The sequence below is a fragment of the Candidatus Hydrogenedentota bacterium genome, assembly GCA_035416745.1.
Lineage (GTDB): Bacteria > Hydrogenedentota > Hydrogenedentia > Hydrogenedentales > SLHB01 > UBA2224.
Genome location: DAOLNV010000002.1, coordinates 82801 through 102286 on the forward strand (window position 1 = coordinate 82801; position 19486 = coordinate 102286).

The 19486-nt window shown below is 61.5% G+C and carries 13 protein-coding genes; 10 read left to right on the top strand and 3 right to left on the bottom strand.

Annotated elements, in window-relative coordinates:
• The 4 genes from PLJ71_01480 to PLJ71_01495 form a co-directional block, all read left to right on the top strand.
• Positions 1–1962, top strand: a 1962-nt coding sequence (locus PLJ71_01480) for a tetratricopeptide repeat protein (GenBank protein HQM47323.1), incomplete at its 5' end; no start/stop codon positions are given.
• A 3-nt stretch (positions 1963–1965) separates the two neighbouring features.
• Positions 1966–2886 carry an exosortase/archaeosortase family protein gene (locus PLJ71_01485; protein ID HQM47324.1) on the top strand — a complete coding sequence of 307 codons (921 nt, stop codon included), beginning with the start codon at positions 1966–1968 and terminating at the stop codon, positions 2884–2886.
• On the top strand, positions 2883–3509 hold the full coding sequence (locus PLJ71_01490; GenBank protein HQM47325.1) for an EpsI family protein: 627 nt from the start codon (positions 2883–2885) through the stop codon (positions 3507–3509). The genes PLJ71_01485 and PLJ71_01490 overlap by 4 nt, the downstream gene beginning before the upstream one ends.
• A 73-nt stretch (positions 3510–3582) precedes the next feature.
• Positions 3583–6483: a tetratricopeptide repeat protein gene (locus PLJ71_01495; protein HQM47326.1), complete on the top strand. Its 2901-nt coding sequence runs from the start codon at positions 3583–3585 to the stop codon at positions 6481–6483.
• 86 nt (positions 6484–6569) lie between these two features.
• On the opposite strand, the gene PLJ71_01500 is transcribed toward PLJ71_01495, so the two are convergent.
• The gene (locus tag PLJ71_01500; protein ID HQM47327.1) at positions 6570–9938 is read right to left on the bottom strand and encodes a glycosyl hydrolase family 28-related protein; all 3369 of its coding nucleotides are present in this window, start codon (positions 9936–9938) and stop codon (positions 6570–6572) included.
• Between the two features lie 322 nt (positions 9939–10260).
• Between PLJ71_01500 and PLJ71_01505 the strand changes: the two genes are divergently transcribed.
• The 3 genes from PLJ71_01505 to PLJ71_01515 all read left to right on the top strand — a co-directional run bounded on the left by PLJ71_01505 (position 10261) and on the right by PLJ71_01515 (position 13494).
• A complete protein-coding gene (locus PLJ71_01505; GenBank protein HQM47328.1) occupies positions 10261–12234 on the top strand; it encodes a glycoside hydrolase family 2 TIM barrel-domain containing protein in 1974 nt (657 codons plus the stop codon).
• Positions 12235–12637: 403 nt separating this feature from the next.
• Positions 12638–12766 (top strand): hypothetical protein, encoded by a 129-nt coding sequence (locus PLJ71_01510; GenBank protein HQM47329.1) that lies wholly within the window; start codon positions 12638–12640, stop codon positions 12764–12766.
• Positions 12767–12888: 122 nt separating this feature from the next.
• Positions 12889–13494 (top strand): RNA methyltransferase, encoded by a 606-nt coding sequence (locus PLJ71_01515; GenBank protein HQM47330.1) that lies wholly within the window; start codon positions 12889–12891, stop codon positions 13492–13494.
• On the opposite strand, the gene PLJ71_01520 is transcribed toward PLJ71_01515, so the two are convergent.
• Together PLJ71_01520 and PLJ71_01525 are read right to left on the bottom strand one after the other, a co-directional pair.
• Positions 13439–13738 carry a Dabb family protein gene (locus PLJ71_01520; protein ID HQM47331.1) on the bottom strand — a complete coding sequence of 100 codons (300 nt, stop codon included), beginning with the start codon at positions 13736–13738 and terminating at the stop codon, positions 13439–13441. The genes PLJ71_01515 and PLJ71_01520 overlap by 56 nt on opposite strands.
• Positions 13739–13924: 186 nt before the next feature.
• Positions 13925–14866, bottom strand: coding sequence for a hypothetical protein (locus PLJ71_01525; protein ID HQM47332.1), 942 nt, complete (start codon positions 14864–14866; stop codon positions 13925–13927).
• 444 nt (positions 14867–15310) lie between these two features.
• Here PLJ71_01525 and PLJ71_01530 point away from each other — a divergent pair, with 444 nt between their 5' ends.
• The 3 genes from PLJ71_01530 to PLJ71_01540 all read left to right on the top strand — a co-directional run.
• Positions 15311–16210, top strand: a complete 900-nt coding sequence (locus PLJ71_01530; GenBank protein ID HQM47333.1) for an ROK family protein — start codon at positions 15311–15313, stop codon at positions 16208–16210.
• Positions 16211–16239: 29 nt separating this feature from the next.
• Positions 16240–17262: a tRNA preQ1(34) S-adenosylmethionine ribosyltransferase-isomerase QueA gene (gene queA / locus PLJ71_01535; GenBank protein ID HQM47334.1), complete on the top strand. Its 1023-nt coding sequence runs from the start codon at positions 16240–16242 to the stop codon at positions 17260–17262.
• Between the two features lie 299 nt (positions 17263–17561).
• The coding region (locus tag PLJ71_01540) for a hypothetical protein (GenBank protein HQM47335.1) at positions 17562–19486 on the top strand (1925 nt) is incomplete at its 3' end.

Genomic DNA, 19486 nt, shown 5'->3' on the forward strand with positions numbered 1-19486 from the left:
GCAAAGGGCATTCGCCTCGATCCCGAACAGCTCATGCAGGTCGCGCAGAGTGTCTTGAGCAGCGAGAACGCGCGCCCCGAGACCCTCGTCTCCACCGCTCTTGCGTTGTTAAACTCCGCCGTACCTGCGGGAACGGTGGTTTCGCAATTGGATACCATCGAGAACTTGTTTGATCGCGCTATTGAAAAGGCACCCGCTGAACCGCGCGCCTACGAGGGCCTTGCAGATGCTTACGTCGCCGCGAACAACCTGGAGAAGGCGCGCCAGACGTTAAGCCGCGCGGAACAGGCCGGCATTCCCTTCACGGCGTTGGCCAGGGCCCATGCAAACGTCGCCCTCGCGGAAGGCCGCCCCGACGAGGCCTGGGAATGTTTCCAGAAAGGAATTTCCGGAGACGGCGCTTCCGTTTCAAATGTACGGCAATGGTCGCGCCTGTTTTCTTTGCGCGACCAGCCGAGCCTTGCGCGCCGGGCGCTGGCCTCGGGCGCGGAAGCTCTTCCCGGAGAGGCTGAAAGGGCCGAACTGGCCGTTGAAAGTATCGTGCTGGAATTGCGCTTGGGAAAAGATGCAGAAGCGCTCCGTCTCCTTGCCGGGGTGGAGTCACAGGTGGCTGGTCACAAGGACGCAGAGTCGGCCCTGAGTCGCGTGAAGGAGCAACTGGTGTGGCGCCTTATGGGGCAGGGGAGCCCGAGCGAGCTCGAGGAGGCGCGAAAAATACTTGTGCAAAGCGGCGGCGACGAACAAGAAGACCCTATGCTGCTCACCTTGCAGGGCATGATGCACTTGCGCGCCGCCCCGCCAGCGTTTGACAAAGCTGAGGCCGCCTTCAAGAAGGCACTGGAAAGGGACCCCGAAAGCGTGGTCGCGCTCATGGGAATGGCAAGTTTGGCTTCTCTGCGTGGAGCGTTGTCGCAAGCGCTGGAGTTCTCGTCCAAAGCCGCGAACGCTGCGCCTCAGTCGGGCAGCATCGATCTCTGGCGCGCCGAAATACTGTTTCGAATGCAGCGTTATCTCGAGGCCCGAAACCTGCTCGAAAGCGTCCTTTCCGAAACTCCCGAAAATGCGCCCGCACTGGAATTATTGGTTAACACCTACCTCGCGACCAACCAGCTTCGCGAAGCCGAACGCACTCTCGAGCGCCTGCGAGCGCGCGTCGAAAGCGGCAGCGGGAACGCAGGAATCCTTGATGTCCTGCAGGGCCGCATCTTGCTTGAAAAGGGGAACGCATCCGAGGCGGAAGGCATCTTGCGTAAACAGTATGCTGACAATCCGGATGATTTCCCCATTGTTCGCAGTCTCGCTTTCGCGTTGACCCAAGAAAACCGCAACGCGGAAGCGGAGGAAATTCTCAAGAAATATGCAGAGAACCACAGCAAAGACGCTGACGTGTTTGTAGCTTTGGCGCGTCTTTACCTGGCCACAAACGACCCATCGAAGATGGATGCGGCATCCACTGCGCTGACGCGTGCCTTGGCCGTTAATCGGGACTACCTTCCTGCATTGCGTGTATTGGTCGATATGCAGCTGCAGAGGGGGACGCCTTCCAGCATTTTGGCTGCATGCGACCGGTACTTGAGGCACGATCCTCTTAACGCCGGGGTTCTGTTTGCGAAGGCTTCCGTGCTGAGCCGGGAACCGGGGCGTGACCAGGAAGCATTCGAGGCTATAGAACAGGCGATTGCGCAGGAACGCCAGCCGGAGTACCTCGCGCTCCGGGGTATGTTGAGCGTTCGAAAGCAGAGTTACGCGGGTGCGCTAAAAGACCTTAGAGAAGCCTCGCTGGGCAATACCGAGACCTCGGCGGAGTTTGATGCGGCATTCGCGGAGGCCTATTGGGGCGTCGGGGAAAAGGACCTTTCGAAAACGTACTACGAAAGTGCTGTCGCCAAGGCAAAAACGGGCAATATGGGTGTGCCGCCCTGGCTAAAACGCCTTCAGGAGAAGATGGGACAGGAGAATTAGTCTATGATGGAGGAATCGGAGGCGCAGCCCGTTGGGGAACGCGCGAAAGAGGACAAAGCGGGGATATCGCTTCGCGCACTGTTTGAATACAAAGACCTGCTCGTCATCGCGCTATTCGTGGTGATATACCGCAACGTGGCACACGAATTGCGCACAGGATGGACGCTGATTGACTCATACTATTCGCATGGATTCCTCATCCCATTCATCAGCTTGTACTTTGTCTGGCGAGAACGAAAGGCACTGGCTACCCTCGCCCGAATTCCCTCGGCATGGGGTTATCTGTGGTTGTTTGGGGCAACGTTCATGCTGTTTACGGGCGATTTCCTGGGTTTCGGCGTCATTACTCACCTTTCGTTGATCCCCATGATCACGGGGGCATTATTGCTCACGCACGGCGCTGGTCGCACAAGACGCATCTGGTTTCCGATTGCCTTTCTCTTCTTCATGATCCCTATTCCAGCTTCCATTACCCAGAGTTTCGCGCTCAAATTGAAGCTCCTGGCGACAGAGGCCGCGGTGCAACTGGCGAATCTTTTCACCTTGCCAATCGTGCGCGAGGGATCTTACGTTCACTTCGGCGGCGATTCCCTGCTGGTGGGAGAGGTATGCGGAGGGCTGCGTTCTCTGATCGCCCTTTTGGCGCTCGGCGCGCTGATGGCATATATCAGCAAGACGCACTGGGCAGCCCGGCTGTTGCTTTTCTTTCCGGTCGCGCCGATGGTGGCAGTACTTACGAACGTGCTTCGAATCTTCTCTCTCTGTGTTGTAGGATATTTTTATGGAAGCACCGTGGCCGCGGGAACCTTCCACGATGTTTCCGGCATTCTGATTTTCGTGGTGGCGTTCATCTGCTTCTTTTCATTGGAGGGACTCCTGCGCAAGATCGTGCCGGCGAAAGAGGCGAAGGAGGCGACGCCATGAAACACTACATCGGGCTGGTGCTCATCTTGTGTCTGATAGCGGTGGGTCATCTCAGCATTTTGAAGGCTCATGCCAACGCCAGTGCGGCCTTGCCACAGGTTCAGAAGCTGGATATCCCTGATCAGATCGGCGAGTACACCATGCGGGGGGCGGACGCCGAGATCGAGGACCATGTCAAGAGAGTCCTGGGCACCAGCATGATCCTGATCCGGGACTACGTGGCTCCTCCTCAGAGGTATGTGCAGCTAACCATCGTACACAGTACTTCGCGCCGGAGTCTGCACTTTCCAGAGGTGTGCCTCGTGGGTGGCGGATGGGAGATCCAAACACAGACCACGCAACCCGTAGGATTCTTCTTCAACGCCAAGAAACTGGTGCTCGTGAACGGCGAAAGGCGTCAGCTTGTTCTCTATTGGTTCAAGACCGGGGACGAGCTTACGGGGAATTTCTTCGTCAACGCATTCCACTGGGCCAAGACCCAGTTGGCATTTGGTTCGCCCACGTCGACGATGATAAAGGTGTCCACGGTATTGCGTCCGGGGCAGAACGAAGAACGTGCCTTCGAGACACTTGAAGATTTTGCTCTGAAATTCACGCCCATATTACAGGAACGTGTTCCATGAAGCGGCCCGGCCGGGTCCGTTGCACGACCGCTAAACGGCGTGCGCGGGGAGCCGGACGAAGAAGGGGAAATCTATGAGTTCCGAAACCACTCGCCGACATGTACGGATTCTGCGCGGAGCGTGCATTGCGTTTGTCGTGCTCGCGCTGGGCATTGGGTGCAGCGGCAGACGAAGCCAACAGCAAACGGAGATTGGGAACACCTTTCTGGGCATCGGCAAGATAGCCGAAGCCTATCAGGCGTTCGAGAAAGCCATCGGGCTTGACCCGCAGAATACGCAGGCCGAACTGGGTCTGGCCCGGTGCCTCGTTGCTCAAGACAAGCTCGATGACGCACTCAAGCATTATGAAGTGGTGATTTCGCGCGAGCCCGCTATGGAAGCGGCCTATGTGGAGGCCGTCCAAATCCTGTTACGGCGCGAGCGAAACGCCGAAGCCACGGAACTGGCGGCCGCCTATGAGAAGGTGGACCTCGAGAAAGGCGGGGTCTTGCGCGCGTTCTGCCTGCGGACAACGGGCCAGCCGGCCGAGGCCGTCGCGTTATTGGAGGGTCTGGTCAAGACCTGTCCCAAATCCGTTGATGTCCGTATAGCCCTCGCCACCGCTCTCATGGCAGCCAACGCCGACGCGAAGGCGGTCGAGGTTCTCGAGGACATTCTTGAGACGTTAGCCCCGGACTCGTTGAGCGCCCGGATAAAACTGGTGGAGGTGTACCAGAAGCAGGGCAAAATAGACGAGATCGTCGCACAATTCCGAGAGATGGTGAACCAGAAACCCGGTGACATGAATCTTCGTCTGGCGCTGGCGCGCAGCCTCGTTGACAAGGCGGAATATGCCGAGGCCGAGGAAATCGCCCGTTCGGTTCTGGCTGAGGTGCCTGAATCGGGTTGGGCCAATTACGTGGTGGGCGCGTGTCTGCTCGCCCGTGACCAGCGCAGGGAAGCCATCCCCTATCTTCAGGCAGCTGTGCAAGCCTTGCCGCAGTTTGACAGTGTGCGCGAACGCCTTGCCCTGGCGCGGAGCGAGGGAGCAGCTCCGGCGCCTGCCCAAGAAACAGCCGCTCCCGCGACAACCGAAGCGCAACGCGCGCCGGAAGAGGCGCCGGACAGCCTCTCCTGGAAGATGTTGTGGAAACAGGCACAGCTGGAGAGACTCCTCGAGCAGAGCGACGCGCTTCTAGCCTCAGGAGAACCGAATGTGCGCGAGACCCTGGTATTGGCCGCCCTGTTCTCCGGTGACCGGACACATGCTCAGCAACTCGCGGCTGGATTGCCGGCCGATTCGCCCCTGCGCGCGTTCCTCGATGCGCTCGAGAAAAGGGACCCGAACGGCGCGATCAAAGTCTTCGATTCCTGGACAGAGACGGACCCGGAGCGCGCCATACTTCGCGACAACGCCTACGGGTTTGCGTTAACGCTCATCGGGGCCCGGGCCAAGGCCCTGCAGGAGCTTTCGGAGCGCTACGCCAAATCGCCCCAGAACGTAGTAGCCCTCTACAATCTCGCCACCATGTACCGCGCGGCGCGGCTGCCTGAGTATGCCGCCCAAGTGCTCGATAGACTGCTGGCGCTTTACCCCGGCAACCTGGAAGCGCGGCGCACGTTACTCCGTTTGCTCATTGAATACGGAGATCGAGACCGTGCCCGTGGCGTCGCGGAGCTGACCTATCAACTGTTTCCCGACGATCCCGATTCGGTGGTCGACGTCGCACGGGTCTATTTTCTCGCCGGTGAACTGGATTTGGCTCAAGATGTCTTGAAAAGCGCCCTGAACGCCATTCCGGAAAACGCCTCGCTGCGGATAGCCGAAGCTCGAGTCCAACTGATCAAGGGAGACATCGATGGGGCATTGCAGACACTCGAGGGACAACCCTTTGAAGGAGAAAGTCTGGCCGCGAGCGAAGCGATGCGGGCCTTCGCTCTCGCGTCGAAGGGCGGCTGGGCTGACGTCGCGCGTGCGGCGGAAGCAGTTTCTCCGGGGACTCGTCCGCTGGGTCTCAACCTCTTGTTCGTGTCCGCGCGGTTGTACGAAGGCAACCATGACGCGGCAGTGGCGGCGCTCGAACAAGCCGGCGACATTCCCTGGCAGCGAATTCCCGGCGGCAGCGCCGTCGCGGCTGCTCTGGGCAAGATGGAGCCGTCCGCGGGCACGAAGGAAATCGTGGACCAGCTGAAGGCGAAACCCGAGGCGCTGGCCTCTTACGCGTACGGGTGTGCCTGCGTGGCGGAATCCTTTTTCGATGACGCGGTGGCCGCGTACGAGAAGGCCGCTTCCGCGATACCGGGTTCGCCTGAATTGACGGTTATCACGCTCGATGCGTTAAGGGGCGCACTCCGGAGCGAAGACCCGGCGCAGAAAGCCGAAGCGGTTGCACAGCAGGCGCCGGGAGACCCCCGCACGTGGCTGGCCTTGGCGGAATTCTACCGCAGCAAGGACAACGCCGAGAGAGAAGCAGCAGCTATCCAGAAAGCTCTTGCGCTGGGCGAAGACAACCCCTCCGCCTGGTTGCTTCAGGCGCGCTATCTCGAACACGCCAACGACCGGGAAGGAGCCATGGCAGCGTACGAACGGGTCGTGGCGTTAAGCCCTGGGGATCCCATCGTCAACAACAACCTCGCCTACCTGCTCCTCGAAACCGGAGAAGATGCGCAGCGGGCAATGGAACTTGCCCAGGAAGCACTCAAGGGCTCCGAGAAGAATCCGGTTATCCAGCCCCACGTATTGCACACGCTCGGGCTGGCCGAACTGCGGCTGAAGAAGATGGAAGATGCGGAAAAGCATCTGGGTCTGGCGTTGCAGATGCGGCCCGGCGATCCCACCCTGCTGCTGGACTTTGGAACGCTTTTGATCGAGAAGGGCAATACGGAGGCAGGCCAGGGGCAGATCCGGCTTGCTCTTGAATACGCAAACCGCCTGGGACTCGACTTCCCGAGGAGGGCTGAGGCGGAAAAACTCGTGGGCGCGGAGACACGGTAACCCGCGCCGTTGTGCGACAGGGTCAGGCATGCAATGGAGCCGGTCCGATTCCCGGGCGGCCGGGAAAGCCGTCTGAACCCAGCGTTTCAGCGAATGTCGTACAGTTCCGCCCAGACCCACGGCAGAACCCCTCCGTCTTCCCGCTCCAGAGAGAAACGCACTTCCCAGAGACCGGGGTTTTCAAGCACAACAGGACCCGTATACAGCCGAGCCGCCTCACCCGGGAATGTGCCATCCAGCGAATACCGCACACGAACGCCCTGCGGGGCCGCGATAGACACTTTCGTCCCGGGCGGATAAGCCCCGCCTTTGGGTCCGATGGATACCGCGGCCAATTCAGGGATTGCGGCCGTTCGCACCTCGAAGTCGTCGATAAAAGCCTCGAACGGGCCCGCGCCGCTGCGGCCGTCGTAGGCCGCCGTAATCCGGCGAATGGCCTTTCCTGCGTGGCCGCCCAGGGGAACCACGATCTGCCGCCATTCGCCCACCACGCCCTTGGCCGTTGCTGGATGCGCCGCGACGCCGTCCGCGGTTTTCGTTCCCGAGTCGCGCAGGGTCGAACCGTCGGCAAAAAGAATATCGAGGGACACGTATCGGCCCCGCTCGTTCTCGGGCAGGAACCAGTAGCTGAGCTGGGAGTCCGAATAGACCCGTAACGGCTCCTCGAACAAGGTGAAGTAGATGTAGCTGTGTTCCGCGTCCCGGGCCTGTCCCGTCACCCGCAGGGCCTTGTTGCCGCTGTGCGCCTTTGTCTCCGCGGGTGTGCACGCCGCGTTCTCGACCCCTTGTTGGCCTCCGCCTTCGGGCGCAAGCGTTGTGACCCGGCTTTGCGGCTCGCTGTTTTCCCAGCCGGTGGATAAGTTTCCAGGCTCGAACGAGTCCGGCCTCTGGGGCACGCTGTTGGCGCGCGCGAACACGCCGCTTTCAGCGGTGCTCTCGATCCGGAATTCCCCCGTCAACGCGATGTTTCCGAGCAGTTCCGGCGCCTTCTTGCAGCCCTCTCCGATGGCCACGTGGGGCTGTAAGTCGCGTTGAAACACCGCGTTTTCAAGCCGAAACGCGCCGCCGCGGCACGTCATCCCCCCGCTGATGGTGTTGAGCTGCTGGAGCTCGATGTCCCCCGAACCTTCAAAGACGCCGCTGCAGTTGCCCGCCCACATTTGCGAGGAGAAAAACCGGGCACGCCCGCTGAAGGAATCCTCGGCAACGATAGCGCCCACCTCGTACTTTCCCAGCGGCACCAGTTGGGCGAGAACGAACTCCAAGCCGGTGTTGCCGCACCTGTTGAGCACGGCGCACCGGCTTCCTGTATCCGTTCCATGCATGAGGATGCGCGCATTGCTGCCGCCGTCGTCGTCGCGGAACGCGATACCGTCGTATGCGGCGTAGAGAAACGTGCGGTAGATGTGCTCCTTCGCGCAACGGCCAAATACGATTCCTTCGAGATTCCCGCGCTGCTGGTCGATGATGGCGTCGAACGTTTCCCGGCGATGTTGCGGCCGTGGGAGGCCTTCCGGCAGCCGCAACCCGTAGTGCGGGTTCATCTGCACGTCAGCGACCCAGCCGTCGCTTTCGCATTTGCTCACGAACAGACCGCGTTTGAGGTATGCGCCGGCCAGGTAACTGATGTAATGGCCGTCGCTGGGATGCGTCCAGAAATCCACCCCCTGCCAGGCATTCGCGATGGTCACGTTGACGAGCCAGCAGCCTGGACCCATCGAACGCACAGTCCAGGGATAGGGCTTGATGTCGAGCAGGTCTTGTTCGGGGTACCAGACGGTGATTCCCCTCATGCCGGCTCTCTCGGCAAGTTGAATGAAGGGTGTCCCGCCTTCCTCGCCACGGCCGCCCACCGGCATCAGCACCGAGCCGCCGGATTGCGTGTGGTGCGGCACGTCAAAGCAACCCCGCAATTCCACTCCGGATGGAACCGTGAGCGAACCCGAAAACGGGTAGTGCCCGGCGGGGACATACACGGTCGCCCCGCCTTTGGTTTGCGCCGCGTCCAGGGCCTCTTGAAACGCGCCGGTGTTGTCCGCGAGCTCAGGCGACGCCCCGTGTCCGGTTACAAAAAGCACCTCGCGGCTTCCCAGCGCGGGAACCGGCGGCTCTGGCGGACGGGAAACGTCTGGCGCCAGGGACGCCATCGCGCGCTGGGTTACCATCACGTCTGCGTTGACGGCCGCATTTTCAATGGAGGGGTCTCCCTGGAACGTGTTTCCGAGGAGACGCGCCAGACGGACCGGCTCGCCCAGCACCACGTGCTTGCCGCCAGCTTCGAAAGCACAACTCCAGAGTGACACGGCGCCCGCGGCAGCCTCTACCCCCGCGATTCCCCATGCTTCGAACCGGCAGTTCTGAAACGTCACCGTGCCGGCGCCTTCCAACAAGGCGCCATTCCCCTGGGAGCTGCGGAAGGCGCACGTGTTGAATTGCGACACGGTCGTGAACGCCTTGGTGGCGTAAAGGGCGTGTCGCGACCCTTCGAAACGGCATCCGGCGGCGGCGAGACCAATGCCGTTCAATTCCTCGAGAAGCAATGCCGTAGCGCAGTTCTCGATGATGCTGCCAAACAAGACGGCGTTGGTCGTGCCCTGTGCGCCCTGCCGGATTACAAGGCCGCGTTGATAGCCCTCAATGTGAAGCCCGTAGAGATACTCCCAATCGCTGCGCCCCATGTCGATGCCCGTGCCCTCGCGGGCAACCCGGGTACGAACTGCCTGTTCCGTTGGCTCGGCGCTGGGGGAGTTGGGCAGACCCGAATGAATCCACCACCGGGGACTGATGTCGATATCGATAACCCGGCCGATATCCGTGCACGAATCAATGAAGACGCCCGTCTTTAGCGCGGTCATGTAAACGTTGTTCAGGGTGTGGAGTTCGTTTGCCTCCGGGCCCGTCTTGAACCCGAGATAGGGGTTGACCAGCGTCACGTTCTGCACGGTGTAGTTGTCGGCACCGGCGTCGGGCGTGGTTTCGACGGTCCACGGGTAGGGCACGATGTTCGCGGGCTCCTGGCGGGGATACCATATCGACAACTCGCGCAGACCGGACCCGCACTGCATGGTGATCGCCGAATCGCCTTCCTCGTTGCCATGGTGTTCGACCGGCATCAGGATGGTGCCCGCGACGGCGCCCGCCTCATCCGGAGCCTGCCAATCGCCGCGAAGCGTCACGGCATTCCGCAACAGCAGATGCCCCTTGAGCAGATACCGTCCTTCGGGCAGGAAAAGGGTGCCGCCCCCCGCCTCCGCCACGGCATCGATGGCGTCCTGGATCGCCGCCGTCGTATCTTCTTCGGCGTTTGCGGGCGGCCCGACCACCGCCGAGGCGATGACGACATCGTCTGTCGGGTACTTCGCAGCTATCACGCGGGGTTCGCCCGCGCCCCACGCTATGCTTGCAGGCATGCAAACCGCCACAAGCCAAACTGCCGTCACCCGGAATCGTGCCATGACCGTGAATCTCCCTTCCGCACTTGATCGGAAACCATCAGCACCGCCAACCTTTGTACCATTCAGGCGATGGCCGCTCAAGTCACGCGGATTTGGGATAGGCGGAGAGTCACAGCGGAGACGCCTCGCAGAGTGCTTCTTCCGTCCCTCGGGCCCTCTTAGTCCTTTCCTCCGGCGCGCCAGTGCTGGCGGCCGTGCGGCCGCAAGAGAAGCGCGTTTGGAGATCACCCGTACTGGCCGCCCTCCGCGGTTGATATTGTCATTTCTGCCGCCCACAATACCCCGTAGGTCTTGGCAACGTTTGGGGCAAGGGGCAATCCACATGCACGAACTCGATCTGGCTGAACTGACCTGGGACCTTTACGGCTGGCGGCCGCATACCTGGCGCCTGGGCAAGTCCATGGAAACGGGGACCACGATGCAGGCCGACATTGGCCCCATCCCTGCGCGCGTGCCGGGCTCGGTCCAACAGGCCCTGCTCGACGCCGGCATCCTGCCCGACTGGAACGTGGGCCTCAACTCACTCTCCTGTGAATGGGTTGAGCACCGCCACTGGGACTTCACCACGACGATCCCCGCCGGCGCGATTCACCCCGGCCAGCGGGTATTGCTGGACGCGCAAGGACTGGACTATTCCGGCTGGATTCTGGTTGATTGCAGAGAAATCGTGCCGTTCACAGGCGCGCTGACGCCCCACTTGCTCGAACTGACCGAAGCCCTCTCCGGCGGCAACCAGCACCAGCTCAGCATCGTGTTCGACGTGCCTCCGCCGGAACAAGGCCAGATCGGCTACACCTCGAAATCGCGCTATTTCAAGCCCCGCTATTGCTACAGTTGGGACTGGACGCCCCGCGTTGTGCCCATCGGCGTCTGGGACGCTGTCCGCCTTAAGAGCGCCGCCCAGTGCGCGGTCGATCCGATCTATACCCGCACCTCACTCGCAGACGATAACCGCGCGGGCCGCGTCGAAGTCGCCCTTCAAGCCGATGCCCTTATCGTGCCGCCTGCCGAGATTGGCGAAGTTTCCGTTACGCTCCTCGACGGTGAGAAGATAATCACCCGGCAGTCCGGCATCTTCAACCGCGAGCGGCTCGACATCATCCTCGACGGCATCTCCGTTGAACCGTGGTGGCCCAACGGCGTGGGCCCCGCGAAGACCTATACGCTGCGCCTGGAGGCCACGGTCCAGGGCGAGGCGTGGCGTCTCGAGCGCGTCATCGGGTTCAAACGCGTGCGCTGGCTGCCCTGCGAGGGAGCGCCTGACGGCGCCGAACCCTGGCTGTGCGAAATCAACGGGACCCCGGTATTCCTGCAGGGGGCGAACTGGGTCCCCCCGCGCACCTGCTACCCCGACAGCACCGACGCGGAATACCGGCGTCTCATCGAACTCTACCGCGACATGGGCTGCACCTGCCTGCGCGTATGGGGCGGAGCGATCCTCGAGAAGGAGCTCTTCTACCGCCTGTGCGACGAAGCGGGCATTCTCGTCTGGCAGGAATTCCCGCTGTCGAGTTCCGGTATCGACAACTGGCCGCCTGAAGACCCCGGGGTCATCGACGAGCTCTCGCAGATCTGCATCAGCTACATCCGGCGCCGCGCCCATCATCCGTCGCTGTTGCTGTGGTGCGGCGGCAACGAACTCCTGGGCGGCGGCGGCAAAGGCGCCGACAGCGTCCCCTGCGACTACTCGCACCCGTGCCTTGCCGCGATGAAAGATGTCGTTGAACACTGGGACCCCGCTCGCCGGTTCCTCCCCACCTCCGCCAGCGGGCCTTGGGAATGGGGCTCGCCCGAGCGCTTCGGAACCGGTACGCTACACGACGTCCACGGCCCCTGGGGGTTCGGCCAGGGCGCAAACAACCTCGACGAATGGCGCGATTACTGGGTGCGCGACGATGCCCTCTTCCGTTCGGAAACCGGCATGCCCGGCGCCCATAGCCTCAAGATGTTCCGCAAATACGGCGGCGAGGCAAACGTGTGGCCGCCGGTTACGGACTACTGGCGGCACACGGCCGCGTGGTGGGCCCAATGGAACCGGTACCGCGACAAGCTCGGGGACTTGCCCGAGGACGAAGCTCTCGCCGAATACATCCGGCTCACCCAGAAAGAGCAGGCCGAGGCCTATGTCATCGCCGCGGCCGCATGCAAGAACCGGTTTCCCAGATGCGGCGGCTTCCTGGTCTGGATGGGACACGACGCCTTCCCCTGCCCCGCCAACAACGCGTTTATCGACTTTGACCGCAACCCCAAACCCGCGTACTTCGCCCTGAAACGAGTTTTCCGCGGAGAAGAGTGAACGGCTTCGTCTGCCCAGCGTGTGTTCGGCGGCGGCGCCGAATACGCAGTCCGAGACCGCGTGTCAACGGCAGAGCGGGGGCGCAGATGCTTCGAGTGACGGCACAAATGGCGCTTGCTCTGTTTCTTGGTCCATCCGAGAGCCGGCCCAATGCCGTCTCGTTGTGCCCGTGATCGCGTTGTTCGTGGGTGTGGCTGCTCATACGCGCAATCTCGACCTGTTGAGCCCATTCTGGGCGCCACATGGCGCATTGCCGCGGTATAGGGACTGGCGTCTCAAGAATCTCCTCGAAATTTCTTGTAACACCAACCGGATTCGTTTGTACGGTAGCAAGACGTCAGATACTGCCGCGCGCGGATAAGACGGTGGTAACCAAACAGCAACGTACTTTGGAGAGACAAACATGGATTTCGACCTCGGTAACATATTTGGCGGAATTGTGGAGTTCTTCACGAACCTGTTCGCCAAGATCGCCTCGTTTTTCACCGGCCTGTTCTCGGGCGAAGGCGGGGTATTCGGCGGCCTATTCTAAGCAGCCGGCGAAGCACGATATCGGGGGCGCGCCGCCGCGGCGCGCTCCCGTCTTTTGCCTTGCGTGCGGGCATGCGTTGTGGGAAGATCGCGGAAACTGCAATGCGAGGACCGCGCAACGTCATGACCAAACGCACATCACACTCGTTGGAACCGCACTACCGGATGCTCTCGAAGGAGCGCCTCGAGCCGCGCCCGCGGTATCCCGTGCATATTGTCCTCGAAAACATCCGGAGCGCCTTCAACGTCGGTTCGATCTTCCGGACCTCCGACGCGGGAGCGGTCGAGCACATCCATTTGTGCGGATATACATGCCATCCCCCCAATTTGAAATTGGCTAAGACCGCGCTGGGCGCCTTCGACTATGTTCCTTGGACCCACCACGAGGACCCGCTGCATGCGGTCAAGCGGCTGCGAAAAGCGAGCATTCCCATCGTCGCCATCGAGACCGCTGACGATGCCCACCCGCTGGGCGTCTACGAATGGCCCCGGCCCGTGGCCGCCGTCTTCGGCAATGAGGTCAAAGGCATTACGCCGGAACTCTTGAGCCAGTGCGATGAAATCGTGCGCATTCCCATGCTCGGCTACAAGAACACCATTAACGTGGCCACCGCGTTCGGGATCGTGCTTTACGACATCCTGGGCAAATGGGGCGTGCTGCGCACTCCCGGGGCTACCGCTGCGCCCAATAGTCGACCACCAGCACTTTTTCCAGGTGAGGATCCATAAGCTCCACGAATTTCTTGTGCGCGGGGTGCGGCAGGTACGCGGCGCGGTCGTCCTCGCTCTTGAACGACACCAGGAAGCAGTGTGTAAACCCCTGCGACAGGTTCTCGACGCTCATGTCCGTGCCCCACTCGAGCGCGCAAATCTGGGGAACCTGTTCAGGCAACGCGATAAAGGCCTGCTCGATTTCGTTGACGGCCGCGGGCGGCGTGCCGTCCTTCCATTTGAACAATACCACGTGGCGCAGACACGGCCCCGTGCAAGGGGCACAAGGCGCCGGCTGGGCCACGCACGCGGCCGCCTTCGGGCAGGCCTCTGGTGTCGGACGCTCCGAGCCTGTCCGGACCGATACGCACCCGGCCATCGCCAATGCCGCCACGCACAATGCCACGCAGACCTTTCGCATACCTGCTCCTTTCAAGAATCTTCTCCGTCATCCCAGCGACGATTCGTCGCGTACTCGTTCATCGAGTTCACGAAACGCAGCGCTAGCTTCCATCAGCATAGCCTCGGTCTTCGGCGGGACCGATATTCCTCGGACCCTTTCCTCAAACGCGATTATCGCCGCGCCTTCGAGGATGGGGTCTAGAAAGACGCGTTTTACACCGAATCCCGACCACAAAGCAATGGCCGCAAGACTTGCCAACACAGGGAAGGGGCTTGATGTCCCCGCCAGCGCCATAGGAAACGTCAGAACCGCTGCCGTTGCCAAGGCGAACGCATGTCCCACCGCGCCCAGCGTCACATTGAGGCGGAAAACCTCCGGCCACGCGGCGGCATAGAGCAACAGGCCCTCCTTGGCCCGGTAAGACGTATGGCCCGTCCCTTCTGCGAAGGCGCGTCCGGCCAAGACATCGGCCATGGGGTTCTTGCAGCGCGCCAGCAGCCACCGCGCCCATGAGGGGGCGCGACCGTTCCGGAAGGCCGGAAACGCTTCGCCGACATCCTGCATGGTACCGTGAATCGTGGTCATCGCTCCGCGCATGCGTCGCCTTATCCACCCGGGCGGCGCGCCGGCCATGGCAGCCCGCGTTCTCACCCACACGATTTGCTCATGGCCCGTGGGCGTTTCGCGATGGGCCGCCAATTCGGCCAGGAGTAGTACGTGTTCTGTCTCCACCGCCATCAGTTCTGCCAGATCCACAACGCCGTTCTTCACCAGCAGAATCAGCGTGCCCGCGCCAAGCGCGGTCAGCAGAGCAGCGGGGCCGAATCCGAACATCTGCCACAGGACACCCGCAAACGCGATCGCCGCAATGCCTCCAAGGAACACCGCGCCGTACATGAGACCGCGATACTTCCAGAACGCGTGCGAACCCCAGGCGACCTGTAGCCCCGTTCCCAAAAGACTGGTTATGCGTTGGTTGTTCGGCATGGCAGCCACATTATCCACCTCGCGCGGCTCGCATTCCAGACTGCGGATGATGGATGCTCCTTCAGAAAATCCACGGACAAATGCGCACAGATGCCCGTAGCTGGGGAGGCCCCGCCAGGCGGCGAGTCTGGCCGTGGGCGGATCGCGCACCCGCGCGCGAGTGCTGGGGTAAGTGCCGGGTGTCGGGTTGGGGTCAACGGCCGCATCCCGCTGAGGGCGCGGTCTCCCTTTGGATGCCAAGGCCAGATTGACACGTCCTTCGGCCGCGCCCTATAGTCGCGATGGCTCGAATGCGGCCGTTGGCCGCAATCAAGGCGGGATTGTCTCATTCCAACATCGGGAGCCTCAGGGCGCGCGGGAATCGCCAATTTCGCAAGTTGTTCCCGATGTCCCGGTGTGGGGATGCAGAGTAGTCAACACAATAACCAAGACGGAGTTTTGACAATGGCCACGTTTGGAGGTATTGAGGCAGGAGGTACCAAGTTTGTCTGCGCGATGGGGTCGGGTCCCAGGGATCTGCGGGAAGAAGAGCGGTTCCCCACCACAACGCCGGAAGAGACGATCGGCCGCTGCATTGATTACTTCAAGAAGCATCACAAACGGAACCCGATCACGGCGGTGGGCATCAGTTCGTTCGGCCCGGTCGATCCCAATCCCGGCTCGCCAACCTGGGGTTATATTACCTCGACACCGAAACCGGGCTGGGGCCAAACACCATTCGCGGGACGGGTCGCGGAAGCGCTCGGGGTTCCGGTGGGTTTCGATACCGACGTCAACGGCGCCGCCCTCGGCGAGAACCGCTGGGGCGCCGCTCAAGAACTTGACACCTTTATCTACCTTACCATCGGCACGGGAATAGGCGGAGGCGGTCTTATCGGCGGGAATCTCATGCACGGACTCATCCATCCCGAAATGGGCCATGTGCGCCTTCCGCGCGACACACAACAGGATCCCTTCGAAGGCGTATGCCCCTACCACGGCGATTGCCTCGAGGGGCTTGCATCAGGCCCAGCCATCGAAAAGCGGTGGGGAACGCGCGGCGAGGAACTGCCCGATGCCCATCCTGCATGGATCCTGGAAGCGCACTATCTCGCCCTCGCCCTCACGGGATTCATCTGCACGCTTTCCCCGCAGCGCATCATTCTCGGCGGCGGAGTCATGGAACGGCGGTCCATCTTCCCGCGAATCCGCGCCAAGGTGTTGGAGCTTCTGAACGGATACGTGCAGTCCTCGGCGATACTCGAGCATATTGGCGAATACATCGTGCCTCCGGGCCTTGGCAACAAGTCGGGCGTGCTGGGAGCCATCGCACTGGCGCAGGACGCCGCACGCACAAAAGGTTAGTGACCACTGACAAACCCGAGCCATCAACCATGAAGACGTCGGAACTCGACTACCAGCTCCCCGAGGAACTCATTGCGCAGCATCCGTGCGAACAGCGCGATGAGTCCCGTTTGCTGGTGCTCAATCGCGCCGAGCATTCCATGACCGAGGACGTTTTTCGCAGTCTCCCCCGCTACTTGCGCCGCGGAGACTGCCTTGTGCTGAACGATACCCGCGTCATCCGGGCCCGCCTGCACGGGCGCAAACCTACGGGCGGCCAGGTCGAGGTCTTTCTGCTTCACGCGGTAGCGCCGGGCGAGTGGGATGCCCTCGTGCGGCCATCCTCCAAGGTCAAGCCCGGCACCGTGGTACGCATCGCCCCCGGCGTGGAGGCAACCGTCGGCGGACGGCTTCCGGGCGGGCGCCGGCACGTCTCGTTCGCCCAGGACGACGTGCTCGAGCTCCTTGAAAAGGCCGGCGAAGTCCCCCTGCCGCCCTATATCCACCGCGACAAGCCTGACGCATCAGATCTCACGCGATACCAGACCATCTACGCAAACGTCCCGGGCGCGGTGGCGGCTCCCACGGCCGGATTGCACTTCACCGACGAAGTATTTCGCGGACTGGACGACGCCGGCGTCGTCCGCGCGTTTCTCACGCTCCACGTGGGATACGGCACGTTTCGGCCGATTCAAACGGACAGCCTGGAGGCCCACGTTCTCGAACCGGAGGAATTCATCCTCAATGAAGAAACCGCGAGCGGCCTAAATGATGCCCGGGCAACAGGTGGCCGGATCGCAGCCGTGGGCACGACGGTCGCGCGCGTACTCGAAACACAATACAGGCAAGGGGTGTTTCAACCCGGCGCCGGCGAGACCAACCGCTACATCTACCCCCCGTACGCGTTTCAGGCTGTGGACGTGCTGCAGACCAATTTTCACCTGCCCCGGTCGAGCCTCCTTGCCTTGGTCTGCGCCTTCGGCGGCACGGATTTTATCCTCGAGGCGTACCGCTTCGCCGTGAAGAAGCGTTTCCGATTCTATTCCTACGGCGACGCAATGCTGATCCTCTGAGCCACATCGAACGCCGTCCATTCATCGGCCACGAAGGGAAGACAGGAGCTGACGAACTGTAGCGCCCGGCCTTGCGCCAGACGTCCGGTATTCGTCCGGCACAAGGCCGGACGCTACATCTGGAACCCTGTGGACGTCATCTATGAAAATGTGCCTGCTTTGGCATGCGAGCGGACTCTGTTTTCGCGGCGTTTGAAGTCGGGCCGCTGATTCTGGTCAAATGCGAATCAACAATACTCACCGTGACAATCGGGCGCCGCAATCCGCACGTCCTGCACGCGTCAGGAAAAGAGTGGAAGATGGGAAGGATACGAACTCTCTCCGCGTTTGCCCTGGTTCCCTTTTTCGGGCTGTCGCCGCGGGCGGAACCCGTGAAACTGGATTTCTTTCCCGTGGTGACGCAGTTTTCTCCGGTGCCGTCAGGGCCGGGGTGGAAAGGCGAGGAGGGGGCCCTGAGCGACGATGTGCTGCGGGACACGATTGAGAATATCCGCGCGCATGGGTTCACGGGCATTGAGGCGCCGACCCATCGTCCGGCGGATGAGGAAGCGTTTATCCTCGAGTACGCGGCGTCAAAGGGGATGATTGTCAGTTACCACGCCGGCGCGCTGGAAGGTTTCGAGCGGACGGCTCCCCCCGACATTTGTGTTTACTCTCCGCAATACGCGGAAGCGGTCCGCACTCGCGCCGAAGGCGCCCTGGAACCGCTGAAATCGGTTACGAATCTCTACAATGTTTTCACGTATCAGGACGAACCGTTTCACTGGGGACCTCAATCGTTCGGCTACAACGATGAGGTCAAGGAGGAATTCAAGAGGCGTTACGGCTACGACTTGCCCGTGGACCTGGACAGTATTCGCGACAATCCTCGCGTCTGGCTGGATGTCATCAACTTCCGTTCGGCCTATTTCCCTGACGGGTGGCGGCAAGCCTATAGAATCATCAAGGCGATCAACCCCGGCTTCAAGGTCACGCTGACCCACGACAGCCACAACACCTTCGGAGCGGGCTACAGTTCGCACTCGGAGATTGCCATTGATGATGTCTTCCATTGGGGCGGCGATTTCTCCGATCTCTTCGTCTTCGACATCTACCCGTATATGATGTTCGACTTCCGGTTCGGGCGGCCCTCCCAGCTTCCCAAGCCCCGCATCAGCCAAACCCACTATTCTTTCGCACAAATGCGCGCGTTGACGCGGGCGTACGACAAAGATCTCGGTTTCTGGGTCGGCACCTACAACCCCGCGTGGTTTGACCAGTTTCTCTGCCCCGAACTTGCCGCCATGTACTGGAGCGAACGTGAGATGAGCCTGACCGCCGTCGCCCAGGGCGCAAATTATCTTCTGACGGGCTATAAGATCCCCGTGGACGAACGCCACTGGGAAAGCTTCGGCGCGGGGCTCCGTCTTCTCCAGAAGACGGGAGGACGGCTGCTTAGCGCTCCGAAGGTGAAAGCAAGAGCCTGTATGCTCTTCCCGCGGACGCAGTACCTCCTGCTCCCGCAGGAGTACTTCAACGTCGGTCTGTCTTTCGAGCTCTTCCTGCGTGCGTTCGGGGAATTGGACATCCTTCACGAGGACCAGGTGACCAGCGACGCACTCGAGGGTTATAAAATCCTTGTCCTATTCGATGTCGAGCTGCTTCCCGACAGCGTGGCAGGCCATATCGCCCAATTCGTGCGCAACGGCGGCACAGTGATCGCCGATTGCGTTCCCCGTCTGAATGAGGTGAAAAAGGACACGGCGAGGCTCGAAGAGATCTTCGGAGTTACCAGGACCAACGGCAACCGAATCCGGCGGGCTGGGCATTGGGTTCCCTACAAAGCGCAGGCCCCCACATGGGCTAACAGGCCCGAGAACCCTCCTGACGAGTCCGTGTACGCCACCGACGCGGTGAAAGCCACGATATTGGGCCAAGCCCTGGACATCAAACTCGTCAGCCCCCGTTCCTGCACGGTTACGAGCGGACGTGTATTGGCCGAAACGAGCTCGGGCCAGCCGGCCATCGTCCGCCACGATGTGAGCGGCGGGCACGCGTTTCTGCTGGGATTCTGTCTGCAAGACACCTATTTCCAGACATGGGAAGACGACAACCCGGCGGCCCGGGAACAACTGCGCTCCCTGCTGCATGCCATCGTGGAAGAAACCGGTGTGCGCCCGCACGTGTACTCATCCAATCCGGATATCGAGGCGGCACTGCGGGCAAATGACCGCGAGGGGTTCCT

What these genes read in the sequence shown, in the direction of transcription:
- PLJ71_01485 (HQM47324.1), top strand. Translation starts at nt 1,966, where the DNA reads ATGATGGAGGAATCGGAGGCGCAGCCCGTTGGGGAACGCGCGAAAGAG.
- PLJ71_01490 (HQM47325.1), top strand. Translation starts at nt 2,883, where the DNA reads ATGAAACACTACATCGGGCTGGTGCTCATCTTGTGTCTGATAGCGGTG.
- PLJ71_01495 (HQM47326.1), top strand. Translation starts at nt 3,583, where the DNA reads ATGAGTTCCGAAACCACTCGCCGACATGTACGGATTCTGCGCGGAGCG.
- PLJ71_01500 (HQM47327.1), bottom strand. Translation starts at nt 9,938, where the DNA reads ATGGCACGATTCCGGGTGACGGCAGTTTGGCTTGTGGCGGTTTGCATG.
- PLJ71_01505 (HQM47328.1), top strand. Translation starts at nt 10,261, where the DNA reads ATGCACGAACTCGATCTGGCTGAACTGACCTGGGACCTTTACGGCTGG.
- PLJ71_01510 (HQM47329.1), top strand. Translation starts at nt 12,638, where the DNA reads ATGGATTTCGACCTCGGTAACATATTTGGCGGAATTGTGGAGTTCTTC.
- PLJ71_01515 (HQM47330.1), top strand. Translation starts at nt 12,889, where the DNA reads ATGACCAAACGCACATCACACTCGTTGGAACCGCACTACCGGATGCTC.
- PLJ71_01525 (HQM47332.1), bottom strand. Translation starts at nt 14,866, where the DNA reads ATGCCGAACAACCAACGCATAACCAGTCTTTTGGGAACGGGGCTACAG.
- PLJ71_01530 (HQM47333.1), top strand. Translation starts at nt 15,311, where the DNA reads ATGGCCACGTTTGGAGGTATTGAGGCAGGAGGTACCAAGTTTGTCTGC.
- queA (HQM47334.1), top strand. Translation starts at nt 16,240, where the DNA reads ATGAAGACGTCGGAACTCGACTACCAGCTCCCCGAGGAACTCATTGCG.